This window comes from Streptomyces parvus, assembly GCF_014648875.1.
Lineage (GTDB): Bacteria > Actinomycetota > Actinomycetes > Streptomycetales > Streptomycetaceae > Streptomyces > Streptomyces parvus.
Genome location: NZ_BMRY01000002.1, coordinates 148,282 through 171,154 on the forward strand (window position 1 = coordinate 148,282; position 22,873 = coordinate 171,154).

Here is a 22,873-nt window from a genome sequence, read left to right on the forward strand (position 1 = left end):
CCGCCTATGCCACAGCCTGCGGAAGACACCTGGAATGACGACGTGCGCGACAAGAAGTTCGACGAGGGACGCGAAGGGGGCGGCGTGAGCGGGCCGTACGTGCTCGGTCTCGACGAGGTCGACGAGGATCAGGCCGGGCTCGTCGGAGGGAAGGCGGCCCATCTCGGTGCGCTCTCCCGGATCGACGGGGTCCGGGTGCCGGACGGTTTCTGCGTGACGACGGACGCCTTCCGGCGGGTCGTGGCGCGGACTCCGACCGTCGACGCGCTGCTCGACCGGCTGGCGGGCGCCGACCCGGACGACCGGCAGGCGGTGCGGGAGCTCAGCGCGGAGGTCCGGCGGGCCGTCGAAGGGGCGGGGCTCCCGGACGACCTGGCGGCCGAGATCACCGGGGCGGTCGCCCGGTCCGGTGAGGGGGCCGCGTACGCCGTGCGGTCCAGCGCGACGGCGGAGGACCTGCCGACGGCCTCGTTCGCCGGGCAGCAGGACACGTACCTGAACGTCGTGGGGCCCGCGGCGGTCCTCCGGCACATCAGCCGGTGCTGGGCCTCGCTGTTCACCGAGCGCGCGGTGACCTACCGGCGGCGTAACGGGATCGACGACCGGACGGTCCGCATGGCCGTGGTCGTCCAGCGCATGGTCTTCCCGGACGCGTCCGGGGTCCTGTTCACCGCCGATCCCGTCACGGGCAACCGGCGGACCGCCACCGTGGACGCCGGGTTCGGGCTCGGCGAGGCGCTGGTCTCCGGGCTGGTGAACCCGGACGTCTTCGCCGTGCGGGACGGCGAGGTCGTCACCAGGACGATCGCCGTCAAGGAGCGCGCCGTTCGGGCTCTGCCGGGTGGCGGTACGCGGGAGGTGACGGTCGAACCGGAGCAGCGGGAGCGACCGGCGCTGACCGATGCGCAGGTGGTGGAGCTCGGGCGGCTCGGGCGGCGGATCGAGGCCCGCTTCGGGTGTCCGCAGGACATCGAGTGGTGCCTGGCCGACGACGGGTTCCGGATCGTGCAGAGCCGCCCGATCACGACGCTGTTCCCCGTCCCGGCCCCCGCGCCCCTTCCGGAGGCCGCGGAGGGCGGCCGGGCCCCGAGCGTCTACGTCTCCGTGGGCCATCAGCAGATGATGACCGACGCCATGAAACCGCTGGGCTGGTCCATGTGGCAGCGCACCGCCATGGTGCCGATGCACGAGGCCGGCGGGCGGCTGTTCGTCGACGTCACCCCGCGGCTGGCCTCGCCCGCGTCCCGCTCCGCTCTGCTGGACATCCTGGGGAAGGGCGACCCGCTGGTCAGGGATGCACTGGAAACGGTGCTGGAGCGGGACGGGTCCGCTCCGCCGGTTCCGGACGCGGACCCCGTCGGCCCTCCGGCGGGCGGCGCCCCCGAACCGTCGGTGACCGAGGCCGATCCCGCCATCGTGGCGGAGCTGGTCGAACGCAGCGAGACGTCCCTCGCGGCCCTGGAACGCGGCATCCGGACGAAGAGCGGCCCGGAGCTGTTCGACTTCCTGGCGGAGGCCTTCGAGGAGCACAAGCGCGTGCTCAGCGACCCGTTGAGCATGCGGGCGATCATGGCGGGGATGGAGGCCACTTGGTGGCTCAACGACAAGCTGGGGGAGTGGCTGGGCGAGAAGAACGCGGCTGACACGCTCACGCTCTCCGCCCCCGGCAACATCACGTCCGAGATGGGGCTCGACCTGCTCGACGTGGCCGACGCGATCCGCCCCCACCCCGAGGTGGTGGCCTTCCTGAACGGCGTGGACGTACACCACGACGACTTCCTGGACGAGCTCGTGAAACGGCCCGGCGGCTCCGGTGCGCGCGAAGCGATCGAGACGTACCTCGGCCGCTACGGCATGCGCTGCGTCGGCGAGATCGACATCACGCGGCCCCGGTGGAGCGAGCGCCCCGCCACACTGGTCCCGCCGATCCTCGACAACGTCCGGAACTTCGGGCCGGGCGCCGCCGAGCGCCGCTTCGAGCAGGGGCGGCAGAAGGCGCTCCGGGCCGAGCGGGACGTGCTGTCCCGGCTGCGGGCCCTGCCGGACGGGGAGCGGAAGGCCGACGAGGCGAAGCGGATGATCGACCAGGTGCGGGCGTTCGCCGGATACCGGGAGTACCCGAAGTACGGCATCGTCTGCCGCTACTTCCTCTACAAGCAGGCCCTGTTGGCAGAGGCCGGGCGGCTCGTGCGGGACGGTGTGCTCGCCGAGCGGGAGGACGTCTACTACCTCACCTTCCAGGAGCTGGAAGACGTCGTCCGCTCCCGCCGGGCCGACGACCGGCTGATCGCACGGCGCAGGGAGGAGTTCCGGTCGTACGAAACGCTCGCCCCGCCCCGGGTGCTGACCTCGGACGGCGATGCCGTCACCGGCTCCTACCGGCGTGACGACGTGCCGGCGGGCGCACTGGCCGGTCTCGCGGTCTCCACCGGGAGCGTCGAGGGACGGGCGCGCGTCATCCTCGACCTGGCCGACGCCGAGCTGGAGGAGGGCGACATCCTGGTCACACGGTTCACCGACCCCAGCTGGTCCCCGCTGTTCCTCGGCGTCGCGGGACTGGTGACGGAGGTGGGCGGCCTGATGACCCACGGCGCGGTGATCGCCCGCGAGTACGGTCTGCCCGCCGTCGTGGGCGTGGACCGGGCCACCCGGCTGATCCGGGACGGACAGCGCATCCGCGTCCACGGGACGGACGGGTACGTCGAGATCCTGGACTGACGGGGGGCGAGGGGGGCGGCCACGCACGGCGGGTTCGTCGTGCCGGGGCATTCCGGGCATCCTTGTCCCGGTCCCGCTCCTCTCCCCGTCAGGAATCGCCGTGTCCCACGCCTCCGCCGCCACCCCGGCGAGCAGTGCCGCTCCGCGCTCCGGCCCGCACCGCTTCAGCTCCGTCATCAGCCGCATAGCCGAGGAGATGGCCGCCCGCGACGACCACGGCACGCCCGCCGACTACATCCCGATGCTCGCGGGCGTCGACCCCCGGCGCTTCGGCATGGCCGTCGCCGAGCCGGACGGGACGGTGTACGGGGTCGGGGACTGGCGGCAACCGTTCTCGACGCAGTCCATCTCCAAGGTCTTCGCGCTGGCCCTGGCGCTCTCCCTGGACGGTGAGCGGATCTGGCGGGGCGTGGGCCGTGAGCCGTCGGGCAATCCCTTCAACTCCCTGGTGCAGTTGGAGTACGAGAACGGGATCCCCCGCAACCCGTTCATCAACGCCGGTGCCCTGGTGGTGACCGACCGGCTCCAGGCGCTGACCGGGGACGCCGCCGGGCAGGTGCGGGAGCTGCTGCGCAAGGAGAGCGGCAACCCCGCCATCGACTTCGTACCGGAGGTCGCCGGGTCCGAAGCGGCCCACGGCGACCGCAACGCCGCGCTGGCCCACTTCATGGCCTCCTACGGCAACGTCACGCTTCCGGTCCCCGAACTGCTCGCCGCCTACTTCCGCCAGTGCTCGATCGAGGCGTCCTGCGCGGACCTGGCCCTCTCGGCCGGGTTCCTCGCCCGGCACGGCGTCCGGGCCGACGGTTCCGCGCTGCTGACCCGCAGCCAGGCCAAGCAGGTCAACGCGGTCATGCTCACCTGCGGTACGTACGACGCGGCCGGGGAGTTCGCCTACCGGGTGGGACTGCCGGGCAAGAGCGGCGTCGGCGGCGGGATCATCGCCGTCGTCCCCGGGGTGTGCACCCTGTGCGTGTGGAGCCCGGGGCTCGACCGGCGCGGCAACTCGGTGGCGGGCGTGGCGGCGCTCGACCGGTTCACCACGCTCACCGGGCTGTCCGTCTTCTGAGCGGCCTCGGCGGCCTCCGCCGCAGGCTCCGGCGCGGGGCCACGCGTACGAACGGCGTGGACGCCTGCCTCGTCCCGCGTACGTCCGGCACGCGACACCCCGCCGCAGAGCGAACCCTGCGACTGACACGCACAAGCGTACGTTCCGGGGAGCTCCGGCTTCCCGGAACATCTGGGCATACGCCTGTACGTGCGACAGTTGTCGAGCGTGCTCGAACAGGGGCGGGCAGAGGGCTGACGGAGCGCGACGGGGGCGGACAGTGGACCGGGCTGCGTGGGAGCGGGCGAAGCGGCGGCTGCCGTTGCTGCTGATGGCTTCGTCGGGTGCCGGGTCGGTGGCGATCCTGGTGGCGGCGCTGGTGCTGGTCTTCTGGGGCGGCCACAGTCAGCGGTCCTGGCTGCTCATGGCCTGCGCGGGAGTCGCTGCCGCCGGAATCGTCCTGCTGGCGGTCCACCGCGCGTGTACGCCCCTGATCACCGGCGACGACGCGGTCCGGCAGGTGCTGGACGAGCCCGTCCCGGGCGGAGCCGCCGACCACGACACCGCGCGACCACCGGCCGTCCTGCCCCGGCAGCCGGGACGTGTCTCCTACGTGCTGGCCACCGCTGCCGTCGCCACCTGGGCGGTCGTCTGCGGCTTCGTGCTGGCCATGGCCGACACCGGGGCGCCGCCGGAGATGCGGAGGCTGAAGGAGGCCGGCGCGGTGGTCGACACCCTGCGCGTCACGGGCACGGACACAAGGGCGGAGGACGCCGGGGAGCACAAGGGGAAGCCGCGCACGCTGTACAACCAGATGCTGACCTTCGACATGCCGGGGGAGAAGGGGAAGAGGGCGGACCCGACTCGCGGGCGTCGTTCGGTGTACGCCACGTCGGTCGGCCTCTCCCCGTACGAGGTGGGCGACCGGATACCCGTCATCTACGTCCCGGGCCGGTCCGACATCGTGGGCTATGTGGGGCCGAGCCGGAAGAACGACGGTGTGCTGGAGGGCTACAACGGGGACGTGGAGCGTCTGTTCGCCGAACGGGCTCTCTCGGGCAGGCAACTCGGCCTGGCCGTCGTCGCCTGGCTGATCGTCATGGGATTGGCCGTGGTGACCGCAGTGGGTGTCCGCAACGCGAAGACGCTGAGCCTGCCCGGATCCCGCGCACTGCGTGGCACGTTCCGTTCCGGCCGGATCCGGGGTGCCGGAACGGAACTGCAGCTCAAGGGTGCCGAGGCGGATTTCTCGGACATGAGCCCGGCTCTCGAGGGCCGCCACGTGTGGCTCTGCTGGGATGCCCGTAGGGCGAGGGGCCGTCTGAACAAGGCCAAGAACGGGCGCCCGGAGGAAAAGTGGACGGTCTGTCCCGCGGCGGTCGTCTTCGACAGCGGCCGCGTGGCGTACGGACACGTCGAGATCCACGCGCCGCAGCGGCCCGACCACCTGGGCGTGGAGGCCGGAGGCGCGGACGCCCCGCTGGACGCGACCCGAGAGGTCCGGATCTGGCAGCCGCACCGCACCTGGCCCCTCACCGTGGGCTGGGGAGTCCTGGCGAGCCTCGCACTGTCCGTGCTGATCAGCGCCGTGCTCTTCAGCGACCTCGTCCAGGGATTCTTCCCGAGGCTGTTGCTCGGCGTGGCCGGCAGCGCGGCGCTGGTCCTGGGCGTCGTGCTCCGCATCCCCGGTGGTGGACGAGTCCGATGATCAGGGCGTAACCGGCGGAGGCCGCGAGCCCCCAGGCGGAGATCGCCTTGCCGCCGGGGTGCAGGATGACGATGCCCAGGAGCGCCGGCGGTGCGGCCCCGAGGACGGCGACCCCGGTGCACCGGAACGCCACCAGACCGTCCGCCCGCTTCCGCGGGGCGGGGTCCGCCTGGCCGGCGGTGCGACCCCGAGGACGGCGACCCCGGTGCACCAGAACGCCACCAGGCCGTCCGCCCGCTTCCGCGGGGCGGGTCCGCCTTCACCTCTGCCGGGGCCTCGTACCCGACGGCGCCGTCGCAGCGCCGCCGCGGCCCGGCCCGCCACCCGTCCGGCGTACGCGACAATGGAGCAATGACCACGCTCGCCCCCGCCCTCCCGCAGCTCCGTATCGGCCCGCACACCGTGCAGCCGCCGGTCGTGCTGGCCCCGATGGCCGGTATCACCAACGCCCCCTTCCGGACGCTGTGCCGGGAGTTCTCCGGGGGCAAGGGGCTGTTCGTCAGCGAGATGATCACCACGCGGGCGCTGGTCGAGCGCAACGAGAAGACCATGCAGCTCATCCACTTCGACGCGACCGAGACGCCGCGCTCGATCCAGCTGTACGGAGTGGACCCGGTCACCGTCGGCAAGGCCGTCCGCATGATCGTGGACGAGAATCTCGCCGACCACATCGACCTCAACTTCGGGTGCCCGGTCCCCAAGGTCACCCGCAAGGGCGGCGGCTCCGCGCTCCCGTACAAGCGGCCCCTGCTGCGGGCCATCCTGCGGGAAGCCGTCTCGGGCGCCGGGGACCTCCCCGTCACCATCAAGATGCGCAAGGGCATCGACGACGACCACCTCACCTTCCTCGACGCCGGGCGCATCGCCGTCGAGGAGGGCGTGACCGCCGTCGCCCTGCACGGGCGCACCACCGCCCAGCACTACGGCGGCACCGCCGACTGGGACGCCATCGCCCGGCTCAAGGAGCACGTCCCGGAGATCCCTGTCCTCGGCAACGGCGACATCTGGTGCGCCGACGACGCCCTGCGGATGATGCGCGAGACCGGCTGCGACGGCGTGGTCGTCGGGCGCGGGTGCCTGGGGCGGCCCTGGCTCTTCGCCGATCTGGTCAGCGCCATGGAGGGGCGCGGCGAACGGCACGCGCCCACCCTGCGCGAGGTCGCCGAGGTCATGGTGCGCCACGCCACGCTGCTCGGGGAGTGGATCGGCGACGAGGCGCGGGGCGTCATCGACTTCCGCAAGCACGTCGCCTGGTATCTCAAGGGCTTCGCGGTCGGCTCCGAGATGCGCAAGAAGCTCGCCGTCACCTCCTCCCTGGAGGAGTTGGGCGGCCAGCTGCACGAGCTGGACCTCGACCAGCCCTGGCCCGACGGCGCCGACGGGCCCCGCGGACGGACCTCCGGCAACAACCGGGTCGTCCTCCCGGACGGCTGGCTCAAGGACCCGTACGACTGCTCGGGCGTCAGCGCCGACGCGGAGCTGGACACCTCCGGCGGCTGAAGCGGTACGGGAGTGGCTCACCCCGCCGTGCCCGGCCCCGCCCGCCGCTCCAACGGCGCAGCCGCCGTGCTGTTCATCACGGTGAAGACGACGCTGCCCGCCCGGTAGCGGTCGTCCGTCCACTCGATGGCCCGGCCCGCCGCCGTGTACGTCAGGTGGCGCCGGCGCAGCAGCGGGCCGGCCCGGCGGATCCGTAGCAGCCGGGCGTCCTCGCTGCCCGCCGCCACCGCGTCGATCAGGTGCTCGCCGCAGCGCGCCACGATGTCCGCTTCCTCGGCGATGCTGTCCATGATCGAGACGCAGTCCTCGGGCAGCGCCCGGACCACCGGGGCCACCCAGTCCGCGTACACCGTCCGCTCCACCATCACTGGCTCGCCGTCCAGGTGCCGAAGCCACAGGACGAACAGGACCTCGCTGCCCGGCCCGACGTCCAGGCGGGCCGCCTCCTCCTCGGTCGCGGGGCGCGTGGTCCGGGTCAGGATGCGGCCGGTGACCTGCAGCCCGTCGCCCGCGCCCACTGCGCGAAGCTGTTGAGCTGCTCGAAACTCTGGCGGCGCTCCTGGCGCAGGACCGTCCGGCGCGCCCCTTGCCGGGAGCCGATCAGGCCCTACGAGGCCAGCAGCGCCACCGCTTGGCGGACCGTGCCGCGCGAGGCCCCCCACTCTGCGGCGAGGTCGCTCTCGGACGGCAGCCGGGAGCCCGGCGGGTGGACGCCGCCCCGGATCGCCTGCCGGAGCGACTCGGCGATCTCCTCGTAGCGTGAACGGCCCACGCGCCCCCGTTGGTCAGTGCCTCCGAGCTGTGCACAGTTGTCTGTCCGGGGCATGGATCGGTTCTCACCTCAGCCCTTCCTCCGAGCCCCGCCGAGCACGGCTTCCGTACCTGCAATAACCCCGATATCACCGGATTCCTCTTCCTCGGCTCTTGCGGCACCGGTCATCGGGCGTTAACTCCTCGGACACCTGGGCCGGGCGAACTGATGCCAGCTTGTATGAACAAGTGGCCCTCACTTCGCTCCCGGGAGACAGACCGTGCACAGAGCCCGACCCCGCCCCCTCACGCGTGCCAACGGCCGTGCCGTTGCCGCTCTCGCCCTCTCCACCGCCGCACTCACCGCACTTACCGCGTGCGGCGCCGCGCCCGAGGAAAAGGCCGCCACCGGGGTGAACGGGGTGAAGTCGACCGAGGCGACTTCGGTCGCCGACTTCGGCGGGATGGAGAAGCTGGTCGCCGCCGCCGAGAAGGAGGGCGAGCTGAACGTGATCGCCCTTCCGCCGGACTGGGCGAACTACGGCGAGATCATCAAGGCGTTCCAGGCGAAGTACAAGGTCAGGATCAAGAGCGAGACCCCCGACGCCTCCAGCTCCGACGAGATAGCCGCCGTCAAGTCCCGCAAGGGCCAGAAGCGCGCCCCCGACGTCCTCGACCTCGGCATCGCCTTCGCCCGCAGCGGTGCCGCCGAGAACCTCTTTGCCCCGTACAAGGTCACCGCCTGGGACCGGATCCCCGACAGCCAGAAGGACGCCGACGGCCGCTGGTACAACGACTACGGCGGCTACGTCTCCATCGGCTGCGACGCCGCCCGCATCGCCACCTGCCCCGAAACCTTCGCCGATCTGCTCAAGCCCGAGTACAAGGGGAAGGTCGCGCTCAACGGCAACCCGACCAAGTCCGGCTCCGCGTTCGGCGGCGTGTACGCGGCCTCCCTCGCCAACAAGGGCTCGTTCGGCGACATCCAGCCCGGCATCGACTTCTTCGGCAAGCTGAAGAAGAGCGGCAACTTCATCCCCGTCGAGTCCACCCCGGCCACCGTCGAGAAGGGCGAGACGCCCATCAGCATCGACTGGGACTACCTGAACGCCGGGTACGCCGACCAGTTCAAGGGCAAGGGCGTCGACTGGAAGGTCTCCGTGCCGACCGACGGCGTGTACGCCCAGTTCTACTCGCAGGCCATCAACAAGGACGCCCCGCACCCGGCCGCCGCCCGCCTGTGGATGGAGTACCTCTACAGCGCCGAGGGCCAGAACCTCTGGCTCAAGGGGTACGCCCGCCCCGTGCTGCTGCCCGCCATGACCGAGGACGGCACCGCCGACAAGACCTTCGTCGCCAAGCTGCCGAAGGTCGAAGGCACCCCGGCGTTCCCCAGCTCCGAGGAGCTGGACGAGGCCAACGCCACCCTCGCCGAGAACTGGGACAAGGCCGTCTCCTGATGACCGTCCCGCACCCGTCCGCCGCCCCGGGTCCCGGGGCGGCCACCGAGCAGGGCGGCGGCCGGGCCCGCCGCCGCCCGTCCCGCGTCTGGCTCGGCGCGCTCCCGCTGCTCGTCTTCGCCGGGCTCTGTTTCGGACTGCCCGCCGGGGCCCTGCTGTACGGGGCGTTCACGCGCACCGATCCGGTCGCCGGGACCACCGAGTTCACCGGCGAGCACCTCTCGCGTTCGCTCCAGGGGCCCTACCTCACCTCGCTCACCGGCAGCGTCCAGCTCTCCGCGCTGACCGCCGCCCTCGCCACCGTGCTCGGGGTGCTCATCGCCCAGGCCGTCGTCACCTCCCGGCGCGGCGCCCTGCGCGGCGCGGTCCTCACCGCCTCCGGGGTGCTCGCCAACTTCGGCGGGATCCCGCTCGCCTTCGCCTTCGTCGCGACCCTCGGCATCTCCGGGGTCGTCACGGAGCTCGGGCACCTGGACGCCCTCGGCTGGAACCTCTACTCCTTCACCGGGCTCACCGTCATCTACCTCTACTTCCTCGTCCCGCTCATGGTCCTCGTCGTCGTCCCCGCGCTGGACGGACTGCGCCCCCAGTGGCGCGAGGCGGCGCTCAGCACCGGGGCCTCCACCGGGCAGTTCTGGCGCCACGTCGGCCTGCCCGTCCTCGCGCCCTCGCTGCTCGGCGGGTTCGTCCTGCTCTTCGGCAGCGCCTTCGCCGCGCACGCCACCGCCGCCGCCCTCGTCGGCGGCTCCGTCCCGCTGGTCACCCTGAAGATCGCCGACGCCCTCTCGGGCAACGTCCTGGTCGGCCAGGAGAACGTGGCCCTGGCGCTCAGCCTCGACATGATCGTGATCGCCGGACTGGTGATGGCCGTCTACCTGCCCCTCCAGCGACGGAGTTCCCGATGGCTGCGCTGACCCCCGTCTCCCTTTCTCCTGACTCCACGTCCCCTGACTCCACGTCCCCGGTTTCCCCGGGCGCCGTGCCCGTCACGGCCCGACGCCGCCGGCCCCGTTACTGGCGCGGGGCCGTGCTCACCGTCGCCGGGCTGTACTTCCTCACCCCGCTGATCTCCTCGTTCGTCTTCACCGTCCATGTGCCGGGGCAGGGACTCACCTTCGCCGCGTACAGCGGGATCCTGTCGGCCGACGGCTTCACCGAGAGCCTCTTCCTCTCGCTCTCCCTCGCCGCCGCCACCATCGCGCTCGCCCTGCTGCTCGTCGTACCCGCCCTGGTCGCGGTCCGGCTCGGGCCGCCCCGGCTGCGCGCCGTCGTCGAGATCGTCTGCATGCTGCCGCTGGTGGTGCCGCCGATCGCGCTGGTCACCGGGATCGCCACGGTGCTGCGCTGGGGGCCCGACCACTTCTCCCGCACGCCGCTCTACCAGACCTTCCTCGCCGTGCAGAACGAGTCGTTCCCGGTGGTGCTGGTCCTCGCTTACACCGTGCTGGCGCTGCCGTTCGTGCACCGCTCGCTGGACGCGGGGCTCCGCGCGGTCGACGTGCCCACGCTGGTGGAGGCGGCCCGGAACTGCGGGGCCGGGCGGCTGTACGTGATCCTCCGCGTCATCCTGCCCAATCTGCGCTCCTCGCTCGCCGGGGCCTCCTTCCTCACCCTGGCCCTGGTGCTCGGCGAGTACACCGTCGCCTCTCTGCTGGGCTTCCGGCCGTTCGCGGTGTGGATCGTCTCCGTCTCCGGCGCCGAGGCCCGGATGTCGGTCGCGGTGTCCCTGCTCTCCCTGCTGATCACCTGGGCCCTGCTGCTCGTTCTCTCCCGGGCCGGAAGCGGCCCGGCGGCCGGGGCACCGGCCGCCGGTGCCACCTCAGGAGGAGCCGCCGCTTCAGCCGCAGCCGCCGCCTCCGGTGCCACCTCAGGACCCGCCGCTTCAGCAGCCGCCGCCGCCTCCGGAACCGCCACCACCGCGTCCGCCGCCCCCACCCCCGTACCCGGCAAGGAGTAGCCGCCCATGTCAGCCCTGCCCGTCCCGCCCGCCGCCGCAGCCGGACACCGCGATCCGGCCCGGCCCGCCGCCGCAGCCGGCCCCAGCCCCGACGCGGCCAAGGCCGCCGGGGGAGCGCCCTCCGCTGCCGGAGCCCGGGTGGAGTTCCGCGCGCTGCGCCGCGCGTTCGGCCCGACCGTCGCCCTCGACGGGCTCGACCTCACCGCCGAACCCGGCGAACTGCTCGCCCTCCTCGGCCCCTCCGGCTGCGGCAAGACCACCGCGCTGCGGGTGCTCGCCGGGTTCGAGCAGCCGGACTCCGGCGAGGTCCTGGTCGACGGCGAGGACATCACCCGGGTCCCCGCCAACCGGCGCGACGCCGGGATGGTCTTCCAGTCCTACAGCCTCTTCCCGCACCTCAACGCCCGCGACAACGTGGCCTTCGGGCTGCGCGTACGGAAGGTGTCCGCCGCCGAGCGGTACGCCACCGCCGCCGAACTCCTCGACCTGGTCGGGCTGCCCGACCACGGCGGCCGCTTCCCGCATCAGATGTCCGGCGGCCAGCAGCAGCGCGTCGCCCTGGCCCGCGCGCTCGCCCTGCGCCCCCGGGTGCTGCTCCTCGACGAACCGCTCTCGGCACTCGATGCCAAGGTCCGGCTCACCCTCCGCGAGGAGATCCGCCGCCTTCAGCTCTCGCTCGGGATCACCACCATCTTCGTCACCCACGACCAGGAGGAGGCCCTCTCCATGGCCGACCGGGTCGCCGTCCTCAACGCGGGCCGCCTGGAGCAGTGCGCGCCCCCGGCCGAGCTGTACGAACGCCCCGCCACCGCGTTCGTCGCCGAGTTCGTCGGCACCATGAACCGGCTGCCGGGCCGCCTGACCGGCACCGGTTCGGTCGAGGTCGCCGGCCGCACCCTGCCGGTTCTGCCGGCCGACGGCGAGGTCCCGGGCGGCAGCGGGCCCGTCGAGGTCCTGATCCGGCCCGAGGGCGTCCGAGTCGAGGCCGATCCCGAGGGCACGGCCACCGTCGTCTCCGCCTCGTTCCTCGGCTCGGTCACCCGGGTCCTGCTCGACCTCCCGGACGGCGTCGCGGTCAAGGCCGACCTGGCCTCCCGGGACGCCGCCGACCTGCTGCCCGGCGTACGGGCCCGGGTCACGCCCGTACCGCGCCCGGTGCTGGTCGTCGGGAAGGCGGCGACGGCATGAGCGCCCCCGCGCCCGCGGCCGTGCTGTTCGACATGGACGGCACCCTCGTCGACACCGAGGTCCTCTGGTGGGAGACCGCCCACGAGGTCGCCGCCGGACTCGGCCACCGGCTCACCGACGCGGACGCGCCGGAAGTCGTCGGCCGGGCCGTCGCGGACACCGCCGCTCATCTGATCGCGGTGACGGGCGGTACGGCGGACGGGCTGCCCGCCGTCGCCGCCGAGCTCACCGGCTCCTTCCACCGCAAGGTCGACGCGGGCGCCCCGCTGCGCCCCGGGGCCGCCGCCCTGCTGGCCGCCCTGGAGCGGCACCGGGTGCCGTTCGCCCTGGTCAGCGCCTCACCCCGGAGCGTGGTGGACGCGGTGGTGACGGGGGCGCTGGCCGAGGCGCCCTTCGCCTTCACGCTTTCGGCCGACGACACCGTACGGACCAAGCCGCATCCCGATCCGTACATGGCCGCGGCGACCCGGTTCGGGGTCCCCGCCTCGGCCTGCGTGGCCGTCGAGGACTCCCCGGACGGCACCGCGTCCGCGCACGCCGCGGGGTGTGCCGTGCTGGTCGTGCCCTCGCTGCTGCCGGTCGATCCCGCGCGGGGGAGGACCTTCGCCCGTAGCCTGGAAGAGGTGGATCTCGGGGTGCTCAGCGACTGCCTGAGGCGTCCCGAGGCGTCCGGATCCTGAAATCCGGGGTCCGAATCGGGCGTGATTCACGCCACCCTTGATCGGGGTTGCGCTCAGATGAGCGGAAAGAGGTCGGCTGCACTTCTGGAAGGCGTGGCACTCAGTGCCACCTTCTTGCCTTCGAGAAGTGGACTCACCTGCTCCGGACCCCTCTCAGGTGAGCGGCTATGGTCAAGTTTCGGCCATGTCGTCTTCAGGAGGTGAAGGCAAGGATTCCTGCGCTTCGGCCGGGCGACCCTTTCGATCTGCTGGCGGACGGGTGGTTGCGGCCGCATGACGACCAAGTGGACGTACCCATACACCTTCGATCTGGGTATGTTCCTCGCCGTCAGGGCAGCCACCGCGTCCTCGAGGAGTCGAGACCCGTGTCGGAAAACAAAGATCCCCAGAAGTTCGTCTACGACTTCACCGAGGGCAACAAGGATCTGAAGGATCTTCTGGGCGGCAAGGGCGCCAACCTCGCCGAGATGACCAACCTCGGGTTGCCCGTCCCTCCGGGCTTCACGATCACCACCGAGGCCTGCAAGGTCTACCTGGAGAGCGGCGACGCGCCGACCGCGCTGCGCGACGAGGTGAGTGCGCACCTCAAGGCGCTGGAAGAGCGCATGGGCAAGCAGCTCGGCCAGGCCGACGACCCGCTGCTGGTCTCCGTCCGCTCCGGCGCCAAGTTCTCCATGCCGGGCATGATGGACACGGTCCTGAACATCGGTCTCTCCGACGCCTCGGTGGCCGGTCTCGCCACCCAGTCCGGTGACGAGCGCTTCGCCTGGGACTCCTACCGCCGCCTCATCCAGATGTTCGGCAAGACCGTCCTCGGGGTCGACGGCGAGCTCTTCGAGGAGGCCCTGGAGGCCGCCAAGCACGCGAAGAAGGTCACGGTCGACACCGACCTCGCCGCGGCCGACCTGAAGAAGCTGGTCAAGCAGTTCAAGAAGATCGTCGAGTCCGAGGCCGGACGCGAGTTCCCGCAGGACGCGCGCGAGCAGATGGACCTCGCCATAAACGCGGTCTTCGACTCGTGGAACACCGACCGGGCCAAGCTCTACCGCCGCCAGGAGCGCATCCCCGGCGACCTCGGCACGGCCGTCAACGTCTGCTCGATGGTCTTCGGCAACCTGGGCCCCGACTCCGGTACGGGCGTCGCCTTCACCCGCGACCCGGCCAGCGGCCACCAGGGCGTCTACGGCGACTACCTCCAGAACGCGCAGGGCGAGGACGTCGTCGCCGGTATCCGCAACACGGTGCCGCTCGCCGATCTGGAGTCGATCGACAAGAAGTCGTACGACCAGCTCATGCAGATCATGGAGACCCTGGAGAACCACTACAAGGATCTCTGCGACATCGAGTTCACCATCGAGCGCGGCCAGCTCTGGATGCTCCAGACCCGGGTCGGCAAGCGCACCGCCGGCGCCGCCTTCCGTATCGCCACCCAGCTCGTGGACCAGGGCCTGATCGACGAGGCCGAGGCCCTCCAGCGGGTCAACGGCGCCCAGCTCGCCCAGCTGATGTTCCCGCGCTTCGACATCGAGGCGAAGACCGAGCTGCTCGGCCGGGGCATCGCCGCCTCGCCCGGCGCCGCCGTCGGCAAGGCCGTCTTCGACTCGTACACCGCGATCAAGTGGTCCCGCTCCGGCGAGAAGGTCATCCTGATCCGCCGCGAGACCAACCCCGACGACCTCGAAGGCATGATCGCCGCCGAGGGCATCCTCACCTCGCGCGGCGGCAAGACCTCGCACGCCGCCGTCGTGGCGCGCGGCATGGGCAAGACCTGTGTCTGCGGCGCCGAGGACCTGGAGGTCGACACCAAGCGCCGCCGGATGACGGTCGGCGGCACCGTGATCGAGGAGGGCGACCTCGTCTCGATCGACGGCTCCACCGGCAAGGTCTACCGGGGCGAGGTCCCCGTCGTACCGTCCCCGGTCGTCGAGTACTTCGAGGGCCGCATGCACGCGGGCGCCGACGACGCCGACGAGCTGGTCGCCGCCGTGCACCGGATCATGGCGTACGCGGACCGGGTACGCCGGCTGCGCGTACGGGCCAACGCCGACAACGCCGAGGACGCCCTGCGGGCCCGCCGCTTCGGCGCCCAGGGTATCGGCCTGTGCCGCACCGAGCACATGTTCCTCGGCGAGCGCCGCGAGATGGTCGAGAAGCTGATCCTGGCGGACACCGACGAGGAGCGCGAGACCGCTCTCGCCGCGCTTCTGCCGCTCCAGAAGGCCGACTTCATCGAGCTGTTCGAGTCGATGGACGGACTGCCCGTCACCGTCCGCCTCCTGGACCCGCCGCTGCACGAGTTCCTGCCCGACATCACCGAGCTGTCGGTCCGCGTCGCGCTCGCGGAGTCCCGCAAGGACGCCAACGAGAACGACCTGCGCCTCCTCCAGGCCGTGCACAAGCTGCACGAGCAGAACCCGATGCTGGGCCTGCGTGGCGTGCGTCTCGGCCTGGTCATCCCCGGTCTGTTCGCCATGCAGGTCCGGGCGATCGCCGAGGCCGCCGCCCACCGCAAGAACGCCAAGGGCGACCCGCGCGCCGAGATCATGATCCCGCTCGTGGGTACGGTCCAGGAGCTGGAGATCGTCCGCGAGGAGGCCGACCGGGTCATCGAGGAGGTCCAGGCCGCCACCGGCACCGACCTCAAGCTGACCATCGGCACCATGATCGAGCTGCCGCGCGCCGCGCTGACGGCGGGCCAGATCGCCGAGGCCGCGCAGTTCTTCTCCTTCGGCACGAACGACCTGACCCAGACGGTGTGGGGCTTCTCCCGCGACGACGTGGAGGCCTCGTTCTTCACCGCGTACCTGGAGAAGGGCATCTTCGGGGTCTCCCCGTTCGAGACGATCGACAAGGACGGCGTCGGCTCGCTGGTCCGCAGCGCCGTCGAGGCCGGCCGGGCCACCCGCCCGGACCTCAAGCTCGGCGTCTGCGGCGAGCACGGCGGCGACCCGGAGTCGGTGCACTTCTTCCACGAGGTGGGTCTGGACTACGTGTCCTGCTCGCCGTTCCGCATCCCGGTAGCCCGCCTGGAGGCGGGCCGGGCCGCAGCCGAGTCCCGGGGCAGCGACAGCCGCTGACCCGGACTCACGGTCCGGGGTGCACGAACACCCCGGACCTCAGGGGCAGGGCTGCACGAACAGCCCTGCCCACCGACCAAGGCCGCCGAGCGGCCTGCCCCTCCGGGACCGCCCCGGAAGCCGAGCCCGGCCCTCACCGGGCGCAGCGGCCCGGCGGCGGCCCCGGAGCACCGAGAAGCGGCGGCATCCTGTGCGGGGGTGCCGCCGCTTCGCCTTGCGTGCGCGGAAATGACCGGCGGTGCGGACAAGCCGTCAGGAGCGCGCACCGAATGGCGCGCGAAGAATGTGGCGCAGAGCACATTGCTCTGTTTAATACGCAAAGAAATTCGGGTGACGACCGGGGGTGGTGGACCGGGGTGCGGTCCATGGATCCCCACCCATGGACCGCACCCGGCTTACCCCCGTCGGGTACGGAGCCGCACCGTCGCCCACCGCCGCCGAACACACAAAGCCCCCCACGGCCTTCACGTGCTCATCCGGTGGGCACCGGATGCGTACCCGACGTCGTACAGCCTTATCGGTGAAGCGGAACGGGGCGACACCTTTCACTTCTGGCCGAAACCCCGTGGTGACCTCCTGTGACGGTCCGCATACCCTTCGGTGGGGGCAATTGCGGATGCAACAGGTGGGGGAGCGGTGCTGCGGATCCATATGTCAAGGCTGGACCTTTCGCGGGTGCGGATGGCCACGAGACCGGACGCCTTGTGGGAAACCATTCTGAGTTTTCACCGGCTCAGGGACCGGCGCGCCTCGACGGTGTTCGGGAAATGGCGTACGGAATCCCGGGCGCGGCTGAATGGTGAGGCGCAGCTGCTGGCGGCGGTCGTTCCGCCCCGCGGCTATTTCCCGGATTTCCTGACGCCCTCTCGGGAAGGCGCCGAGCCCTTCGGGCTCGACGTCGGAATGGAGGCCCTGCGTGACACGCCCGCCGAGCGGGTCCACGCGGAACTGGAGCTGCTGGCCGCCGACCGGACGCGGCAGCGGACAGACCGGCCGGTCGGTCAGCGGGCCGCCGGGGCGGGAAAGGCGGGCGCGGCGCTGCCCGCCGCGCTCATGGAGGGCCGCGCCGAACCGCTCACCCGGCTCATCGGAGCGCTCCGCAGCTACCACCAGGCGGCCGTCGAGCCCTACTGGCCGCACATCCGGGCCAGCATCGAGGCGGACCGGGCGGTGCGCGGCAGGGCCCTGCTGGACGGCGGCACGGACGAGCTGCTGGCCACCCTGCCGCCGACGATCCGGTGGCGCTCACCCATGCTGGAGGCGGACTACCCCGTCGACCGCGATCTGCACCTGGACGGGCGCGGGCTGCTGCTCCAGCCGTCCTTCTTCTGCCGGGGCACGCCCGTCGTCTACCGGGACCCCTCGCTCCCGCCCGTCCTCGTCTATCCGGTGACCAACCCCGGCGCCCCGGTCTTCGCCGAGCCGGGCCCCTGGCTCGGCCGGCTCGTCGGGCACACCCGCTCGGCCGTCCTCTCCTCCATAGGGACGGGCTGCACCACCAGTGAACTCGCCCGCAGGGCCGGCGTGTCGCTGGCCTCCGCGAGCCAGCACGCCTCCGTGCTGCGCGAGGCGGGCCTGGTCCTGACGCTGCGCCACGGCAGCTCGGTCCTCCACACCCTGACCCCGCTCGGCGGCTCCCTGCTGCGCGGAGGCGCCCCGCTGACCCTCCACTAGGGTGCCGCCGGGGGCCCCGGAAAATTTCTCTGCCGATGGCGATGAGTTCTGCGCGGCCCCGCCGTCTAACCATCGAAAGCGCCGGACGGAGCACCGCGGGCGCCACGGGACAGAGGAAGAGGAAACGACCATGGCTCAGATGATCTTCGTGAACCTGCCGGTGAAGAACCTGGAGACGACGGTGGGCTTCTTCGGGAAGCTCGGCTTCACGACCAACCCGGCGTTCAGCGACGACAAGACCGCGTGTCTGGTGATCAGCGACACGATCTTCGCGATGCTGATGACGGAGGAGCGCTTCAGAGACTTCACCAAGAAGGACGTCGTCGACGCCTCGAAGGCGACCGAGGTCATCCTCGCGCTCAGCGCCGACAGCCGCGAGAAGGTCGACGAGATCGTCGACGCCGCGCTGGCCTCCGGCGGGTTCCCGGCCGGCGAGACGCAGGACATGGGCTTCATGTACGGGCGCTCGTTCCAGGACCCCGACCACCACATCTGGGAGGTCATGTGGATGGACGAGGCCGCCGCCCAGGGCGAGAGCTGAGCGGTCCGGCCCGCGAGCGCGTGCGCCGGGGGCACGGGGGAGCCCCGGCGCACGCGGGCGTCCGCCCCCGCCCCCGCCTCCGGGTCAGCTGCGGAACGGCCCCCTCACCTCGTAGGTGATACCGCCGGAGGAACTGCCGCTCGTCCCGCGCTGCGAGGAGAAGTAGAGCCGGCTGCCGTCCGGCGAGAACGCGGGGCCGGTGATCTCCGAACCGGACTGCCCGGTGATCCGCAGGAACGGGGCCACCGTGTCGTCCGGAGTGATCAGGCAGATCTCCATGTTCCCGCCGTCCTCCGCGATGTAGAGATCGCCGGACCTGGACCGGGTGACGTTGTCCACCCCGGTCAGCGGCGCGGAGCCGCCCGTCACCAGCGAGTCGTCGTAGGCGAGCGAGATCGACGAGGTGGTCGCGTCGTACGCCCACACCCGGTTGTCGCCCTTGGTGGTGAACCAGCAGGTGCCCGCCGCGTAGAAGCAGCCCTCGCCGCCGTTGAACACCTTCGCCCCGGACACCTGGTACCGCGTCTGGGTGGAGGAGGCGGCCGGGTCCGGTACGTTCGCCCAGCTCACCGAGCCGGATGTGCCCGTGCCCGCCACCAGCACCTGCAACGTGCCGCTCGACAGATTCCCCCAGGTCGTCGGCCGGAAGCGGTAGAAGCGGCCGTCGCTCTCGTCCTCGGTCAGATAGATGTAGCCGTGGTCCGGGTCCGCGGCCGCCGCCTCGTGCTTGAAGCGGCCCATCGCCGGACGCCGTACCGCCGCGTTCACGCCCCACGGGTCGGTCTCGTAGACGTACCCCCGGGTGACCTCCTCGCAGGACAGCCAGGTCTTCCACGGGGTGGCGCCGCCCGCGCAGTTGTTGTTCGTGTTGCCCAGGATGCGGTACGCGGCCGTCACCGTCCCCGAGGAGTTGAACCGCACCGCGCTCGCCCCGCCCCCGCTGCTCGGGGAGACCTCGGCGTTGGAGACATAGATCCAGCCCGAGCCGTCGGCGTACGTGGCGCCGCCGTCGGGCGCGCTGTGCCAGCGGTAGGAGGTGCCGGGCACGGTCTGCCCGGAACGGGCGATCACGCGGCTGGTGAAGCCGCTCGGCAGCCGGATCCCGTCCCCGTTGGCCGCCTGGAGCGTGCCGTACGGGCCGGGGGCCGGCTGGGCCGGGTCGGCGAAGGCGGCGCCCCGCCACAGGGTGCCGCCGAAGGCGGCCGCCGAGCCGCCGATCACCGCGGTGCGCAAGAAGTTCCGACGTTCCACGATCACTCCACGCATGAGTGTGGCCCGCCGCCCCGGACAGGCCGGCGGGTCGCGCGTCAGGACTGTAGGAGGCGGCAATTGACGGGGCGGCACGCGAAGGTGAATGGGCGGCGGAGGAACTGCGCAGGCCCCGCTCCGCCCGCGGTCCGCGACTGTCAGCCCGCCCGCGGGCCGGCTGTCAGTCCGCCCGTACGGTGAACACCGGCACCGACACCTCCTCGTCGTCCAGGCAAACACCCGTCGCGAGGTCGAAGCGCTGCTTCAGCAGCGGTGAGGCCACGAACGGCCGCCCGCCCGCCGAGCCGAGCAGTCCGCGCGAGAGGACGTACGCCCCGGTGAACGGGTCCCGGTTGCCGATCGCGTACACCTGGCCCGCCCGGTCCATGAAGACGGCCGCCTGGTCGCCGTCGGGCAGCAGCACCGCCACCCCCCGGCCGGGGGTCAGCAGTCCCCGTTCGCAGACCGTCAGCCAGTCCGTGCCGTGGGCGAGCCGGACGGATCCGGTGCCCCGCGCTGTCGTGATCGTCGCGGTAGCCATCAGGATGCGGTCCCTTCGAGGGTGCGGACGGCGAGGACGGGTCCGGACAGCAGTTCCAGATCCGGCTTGATCTGGTCCCTCTCCGGAATGAACCTCACCGAGGGGTCGGGGGCGTCGGGGGCGTTGACGAAGGTGACGAACCGGCGCAGCCGCTCCGGGTCGTTGATGGTCTCCGCCCACTCGTCGCGGTAGCCCGCGACATGATCGGCCATGAGCCGCTCCAGCTCCTCGCAGAGCCCCAGCGAATCGTGGACGACCACGTCCCGGACGTGGTCCAGGCCGCCGTCGATCCGCTCCAGCCAGGCGGAGGTGCGCTCAAGACGGTCGGCGGTACGGATGTAGAACATCAGGAACCGGTCGATGAGCCGCACCAGTTCGGCGTCGGAGAGGTCCTGGGCCAGCAGGTCCGCGTGGCGCGGGGTGGCCCCGCCGTTGCCGCCGACGTAAAGATTCCAGCCCTGGGCGGTGGCGATGATCCCGAAGTCCTTGCCCCGGGCCTCCGCGCACTCGCGGGCGCAGCCGGAGACCGCCGACTTCAGCTTGTGCGGGGAGCGCAGGCCCCGGTAGCGCAGCTCCAGGTCGATCGCCATCCTCACCGAGTCCTGCACGCCGTAGCGGCACCAGGTCTGCCCCACACAGGACTTGACCGTCCGCAGCGACTTCCCGTACGCGTGCCCGGACTCGAAGCCCGCGTCCACCAGCCGGGCCCAGATCAGCGGCAGTTGGTCGACCCGGGCGCCGAAGAGGTCGATGCGCTGGCCGCCGGTGATCTTCGTGTAGAGGCCGAAGTCGCGGGCCACCTCACCGATGACGATGAGCTTCTCCGGGGTGATCTCACCGCCCGGGATGCGCGGCACGATCGAATACGACCCGTTGCGCTGGAGGTTGGCGAGGAAGTGGTCGTTGGTGTCCTGGAGCGCCGCCTGCTCGCCGTCCAGCACATAGCCGCTCGCGCCGACCGTGGGCGCCAGCGAGGCGATGACCGAGCCGACCGTCGGCTTGCAGACCTCGCAGCCGTCGCCGCCCCGCGCCTCCTCCCGGCCGTGCGAGTCGAGCAGTCCGGCGAACGAGGTGACCTCCAGGGTGCGGACGATCTCGTACAGCTCGCTGCGGCTGTACGGGAAGCAGCCGCACAGCCCCGAGTCCTCGGGCGGCGGCATCAGCTGCCCGATCACCTTGAGGCAACTGCCGCAGCCCGTACCGGCCTTGGTGCACTTCTTCACCTCGGGCAGCGTGGTGTGCTCGCAGATCGCGCCCTTGGTCACGTTGTGGCAGGAGCAGATCACCGCCTCGTCGGGCAGCGCGCCGGGGCCGAGCGCCACCGGGCCGCCGCCGGACCCGGCCGGCAGCACCAACTGCTCCGGGGCGACGGGCAGCACCGAGCCCGTCAGCGGCCGCAGCGTGCCGTACTGCTCCGCGTCCCCGACCAGCACCCCGCCCAGCAGGGTCCCGTCCGGACCCATCACCAGCTTCTTGTAGACCCCGGCGCGGGCGTCGGAGTACACGACGTCGAGTGAGCCCTCGGCCGCGCCGTGCGCGTCGCCGAACGAGGCCACGTCCACCCCGAGCAGCTTCAGCTTCGTCGACAGGTCCGCCCCCGTGAACGCGGCCCGCCCGCCCGCGACCACCTCGGCCGCCGTCCGGGCCATGTCGTAGCCCGGCGCGACCAGCCCGTACACCCGGCCGTCGGCGGTCAGCGCGCACTCGCCGATCGCGAACACCGCCGGGTCCGACGTCCGGCACTCCTCGTCCACGACGATCCCGCCACGCTCCCCGACCGCGAGGCCGCACTCCCGGGCCAGCTGGTCCCGGGGCCGAACGCCCGCCGAGAAGACCACCAGATCGACCGCGAGCGAGGACCCGTCGGAGAGGGACATCCCGGTCACCGCCCCGTCCTCGCCCGCGGTCACCTCCTGCGTACCGACACCCGTGTGGACGGTCAGGCCCATGTCCTGGATCGTCCGCAGCAGCGCCGCGCCCCCGCCCTCGTCCACCTGGACCGGCATCAGCCGGGGCGCGAACTCCACGACATGGGTGGCCAGCCCGAGCCCCTTCAGCGCCCCGGCCGCCTCCAGACCCAGCAGCCCCCCGCCGACCACGGCACCGGTCGCCGCGCCCTTCGCGTACTCCTCGATCGCGAGCAGGTCCTCGATCGTCCGGTACACGAAGCAGCCCCGGGCGTCCTTCCCCGGCACCGGCGGCACGAAGGGGTACGAGCCCGTCGCCAGCACCAGCGTGTCGTACGGGAACACCGCCCCGGACCGCGCGGTCACCGTCCGCCCCGCCCGGTCCACGGCCGTGGCCGGGTCGCCCACGTACAGCTCGATGCCGTGCCGGGCCATGAAGTCCGGCTCCACCAGCGAGAGGTCCTCGGGGCTCTGCCCGGCGAAGTACGAGGTGAGCCGCACCCGGTCGTAGGCCGGCCGGGGCTCCTCGCACAGCACGACGACCCGGGCGCCGCCGGCCGCCGGGGTCAGCCCGCGCTCGGCAAGGGACTCCAGGAACCGCTGGCCGACCATGCCGTGCCCGACGACCACGATCGTCGGGACGGCGGTCTGCGCCTGGGTGTTCGGGGTGGTGTTCGAGGCGGCGGTGGTGCGCGGCTCGAAGGTGGGCTCCGGCATCTCAGTGGCCTCCGTCGGTTGTCCTCATGCCCCGAGCCTGGGCGGGAGGTGTTACCCGGCCGCATCCCGTCTGTTTCCCGGGCGGAACCTTGCGCTCAGCGACCGGGCGGGGGCCCTGTGAGGGACCGGGTGAGGAGGCGGACGCGACAGGCGTCTAAT

At 72.0% G+C, this 22,873-nt stretch carries 15 protein-coding genes and 1 pseudogene; 12 read left to right on the forward strand and 4 right to left on the reverse strand.

Annotated elements, in window-relative coordinates; translation table 11 throughout:
• Window positions 1–84 precede the first annotated feature (84 nt).
• The 4 genes from rph to dusB all read left to right on the forward strand — a co-directional run bounded on the left by rph (window position 85) and on the right by dusB (window position 6,974).
• Window positions 85–2,718, forward strand: coding sequence for a rifamycin-inactivating phosphotransferase (rph, locus tag IE140_RS06850; protein WP_150194490.1), 2,634 nt, complete (start codon window positions 85–87; stop codon window positions 2,716–2,718).
• Window positions 2,719–2,818: 100 nt separating this feature from the next.
• Window positions 2,819–3,787, forward strand: a complete 969-nt coding sequence (locus tag IE140_RS06855; protein WP_150194472.1) for a glutaminase — start codon at window positions 2,819–2,821, stop codon at window positions 3,785–3,787.
• Between the two features lie 259 nt (window positions 3,788–4,046).
• On the forward strand, window positions 4,047–5,474 hold the full coding sequence (locus IE140_RS06860) for a hypothetical protein (protein ID WP_150194474.1): 1,428 nt from the start codon (window positions 4,047–4,049) through the stop codon (window positions 5,472–5,474).
• A 351-nt stretch (window positions 5,475–5,825) separates the two neighbouring features.
• Entirely contained in the window at window positions 5,826–6,974 is a 1,149-nt protein-coding gene (gene dusB, locus IE140_RS06865) for a tRNA dihydrouridine synthase DusB (RefSeq protein WP_150194476.1), read from the forward strand.
• Window positions 6,975–6,991: 17 nt separating this feature from the next.
• On the opposite strand, the pseudogene IE140_RS06870 reads toward dusB, so the two are convergent.
• Window positions 6,992–7,746, reverse strand: a pseudogene (locus tag IE140_RS06870) (GntR family transcriptional regulator).
• A gap of 259 nt (window positions 7,747–8,005) precedes the next feature.
• Between IE140_RS06870 and IE140_RS06875 the strand changes: the two are divergent.
• The 8 genes from IE140_RS06875 to IE140_RS06910 all read left to right on the forward strand — a co-directional run bounded on the left by IE140_RS06875 (window position 8,006) and on the right by IE140_RS06910 (window position 18,301).
• Entirely contained in the window at window positions 8,006–9,184 is a 1,179-nt protein-coding gene (locus IE140_RS06875) for an ABC transporter substrate-binding protein (protein WP_189460192.1), read from the forward strand.
• A complete protein-coding gene (locus IE140_RS06880; protein WP_150194481.1) occupies window positions 9,184–10,098 on the forward strand; it encodes an ABC transporter permease in 915 nt (304 codons plus the stop codon). Before IE140_RS06875 ends, IE140_RS06880 begins: the two co-directional genes overlap by 1 nt.
• Entirely contained in the window at window positions 10,086–11,141 is a 1,056-nt protein-coding gene (locus tag IE140_RS06885) for an ABC transporter permease (RefSeq protein ID WP_229826720.1), read from the forward strand. The genes IE140_RS06880 and IE140_RS06885 overlap by 13 nt, the downstream gene beginning before the upstream one ends.
• A 6-nt stretch (window positions 11,142–11,147) precedes the next feature.
• On the forward strand, window positions 11,148–12,329 hold the full coding sequence (locus tag IE140_RS06890; protein WP_373296150.1) for an ABC transporter ATP-binding protein: 1,182 nt from the start codon (window positions 11,148–11,150) through the stop codon (window positions 12,327–12,329).
• Window positions 12,326–13,009: an HAD family hydrolase gene (locus tag IE140_RS06895; protein ID WP_150197348.1), complete on the forward strand. Its 684-nt coding sequence runs from the start codon at window positions 12,326–12,328 to the stop codon at window positions 13,007–13,009. Before IE140_RS06890 ends, IE140_RS06895 begins: the two co-directional genes overlap by 4 nt.
• Before the next feature lie 365 nt (window positions 13,010–13,374).
• Window positions 13,375–16,086: a pyruvate, phosphate dikinase gene (gene ppdK / locus IE140_RS06900; protein WP_093806528.1), complete on the forward strand. Its 2,712-nt coding sequence runs from the start codon at window positions 13,375–13,377 to the stop codon at window positions 16,084–16,086.
• A 636-nt stretch (window positions 16,087–16,722) separates the two neighbouring features.
• On the forward strand, window positions 16,723–17,760 hold the full coding sequence (locus IE140_RS06905) for an ArsR/SmtB family transcription factor (RefSeq protein WP_150197346.1): 1,038 nt from the start codon (window positions 16,723–16,725) through the stop codon (window positions 17,758–17,760).
• A 130-nt stretch (window positions 17,761–17,890) separates the two neighbouring features.
• Window positions 17,891–18,301, forward strand: a complete 411-nt coding sequence (locus IE140_RS06910; RefSeq protein ID WP_032775979.1) for a VOC family protein — start codon at window positions 17,891–17,893, stop codon at window positions 18,299–18,301.
• A gap of 84 nt (window positions 18,302–18,385) precedes the next feature.
• On the opposite strand, the gene IE140_RS06915 is transcribed toward IE140_RS06910, so the two are convergent.
• The 3 genes from IE140_RS06915 to nirB form a co-directional block, all read right to left on the reverse strand.
• Window positions 18,386–19,552, reverse strand: coding sequence for an alkaline phosphatase PhoX (locus tag IE140_RS06915; RefSeq protein WP_150197345.1), 1,167 nt, complete (start codon window positions 19,550–19,552; stop codon window positions 18,386–18,388).
• A gap of 178 nt (window positions 19,553–19,730) precedes the next feature.
• Window positions 19,731–20,090 (reverse strand): nitrite reductase small subunit NirD, encoded by a 360-nt coding sequence (nirD, locus tag IE140_RS06920; protein ID WP_150197343.1) that lies wholly within the window; start codon window positions 20,088–20,090, stop codon window positions 19,731–19,733.
• A complete protein-coding gene (gene nirB / locus IE140_RS06925) occupies window positions 20,090–22,714 on the reverse strand; it encodes a nitrite reductase large subunit NirB (RefSeq protein ID WP_150197341.1) in 2,625 nt (874 codons plus the stop codon). The genes nirD and nirB overlap by 1 nt, the downstream gene beginning before the upstream one ends.
• Window positions 22,715–22,873 lie beyond the last annotated feature (159 nt).

Excerpts from the sequence above, each read along its gene's own strand:
- dusB (WP_150194476.1), top strand. The coding sequence starts at position 5,826 with ATGACCACGCTCGCCCCCGCCCTCCCGCAGCTCCGTATCGGCCCGCAC.
- IE140_RS06880 (WP_150194481.1), top strand. The coding sequence starts at position 9,184 with ATGACCGTCCCGCACCCGTCCGCCGCCCCGGGTCCCGGGGCGGCCACC.
- IE140_RS06885 (WP_229826720.1), top strand. The coding sequence starts at position 10,086 with ATGGCTGCGCTGACCCCCGTCTCCCTTTCTCCTGACTCCACGTCCCCT.
- IE140_RS06890 (WP_373296150.1), top strand. The coding sequence starts at position 11,148 with ATGTCAGCCCTGCCCGTCCCGCCCGCCGCCGCAGCCGGACACCGCGAT.
- IE140_RS06895 (WP_150197348.1), top strand. The coding sequence starts at position 12,326 with ATGAGCGCCCCCGCGCCCGCGGCCGTGCTGTTCGACATGGACGGCACC.
- IE140_RS06910 (WP_032775979.1), top strand. The coding sequence starts at position 17,891 with ATGGCTCAGATGATCTTCGTGAACCTGCCGGTGAAGAACCTGGAGACG.
- nirD (WP_150197343.1), bottom strand. The coding sequence starts at position 20,090 with ATGGCTACCGCGACGATCACGACAGCGCGGGGCACCGGATCCGTCCGG.
- nirB (WP_150197341.1), bottom strand. The coding sequence starts at position 22,714 with ATGCCGGAGCCCACCTTCGAGCCGCGCACCACCGCCGCCTCGAACACC.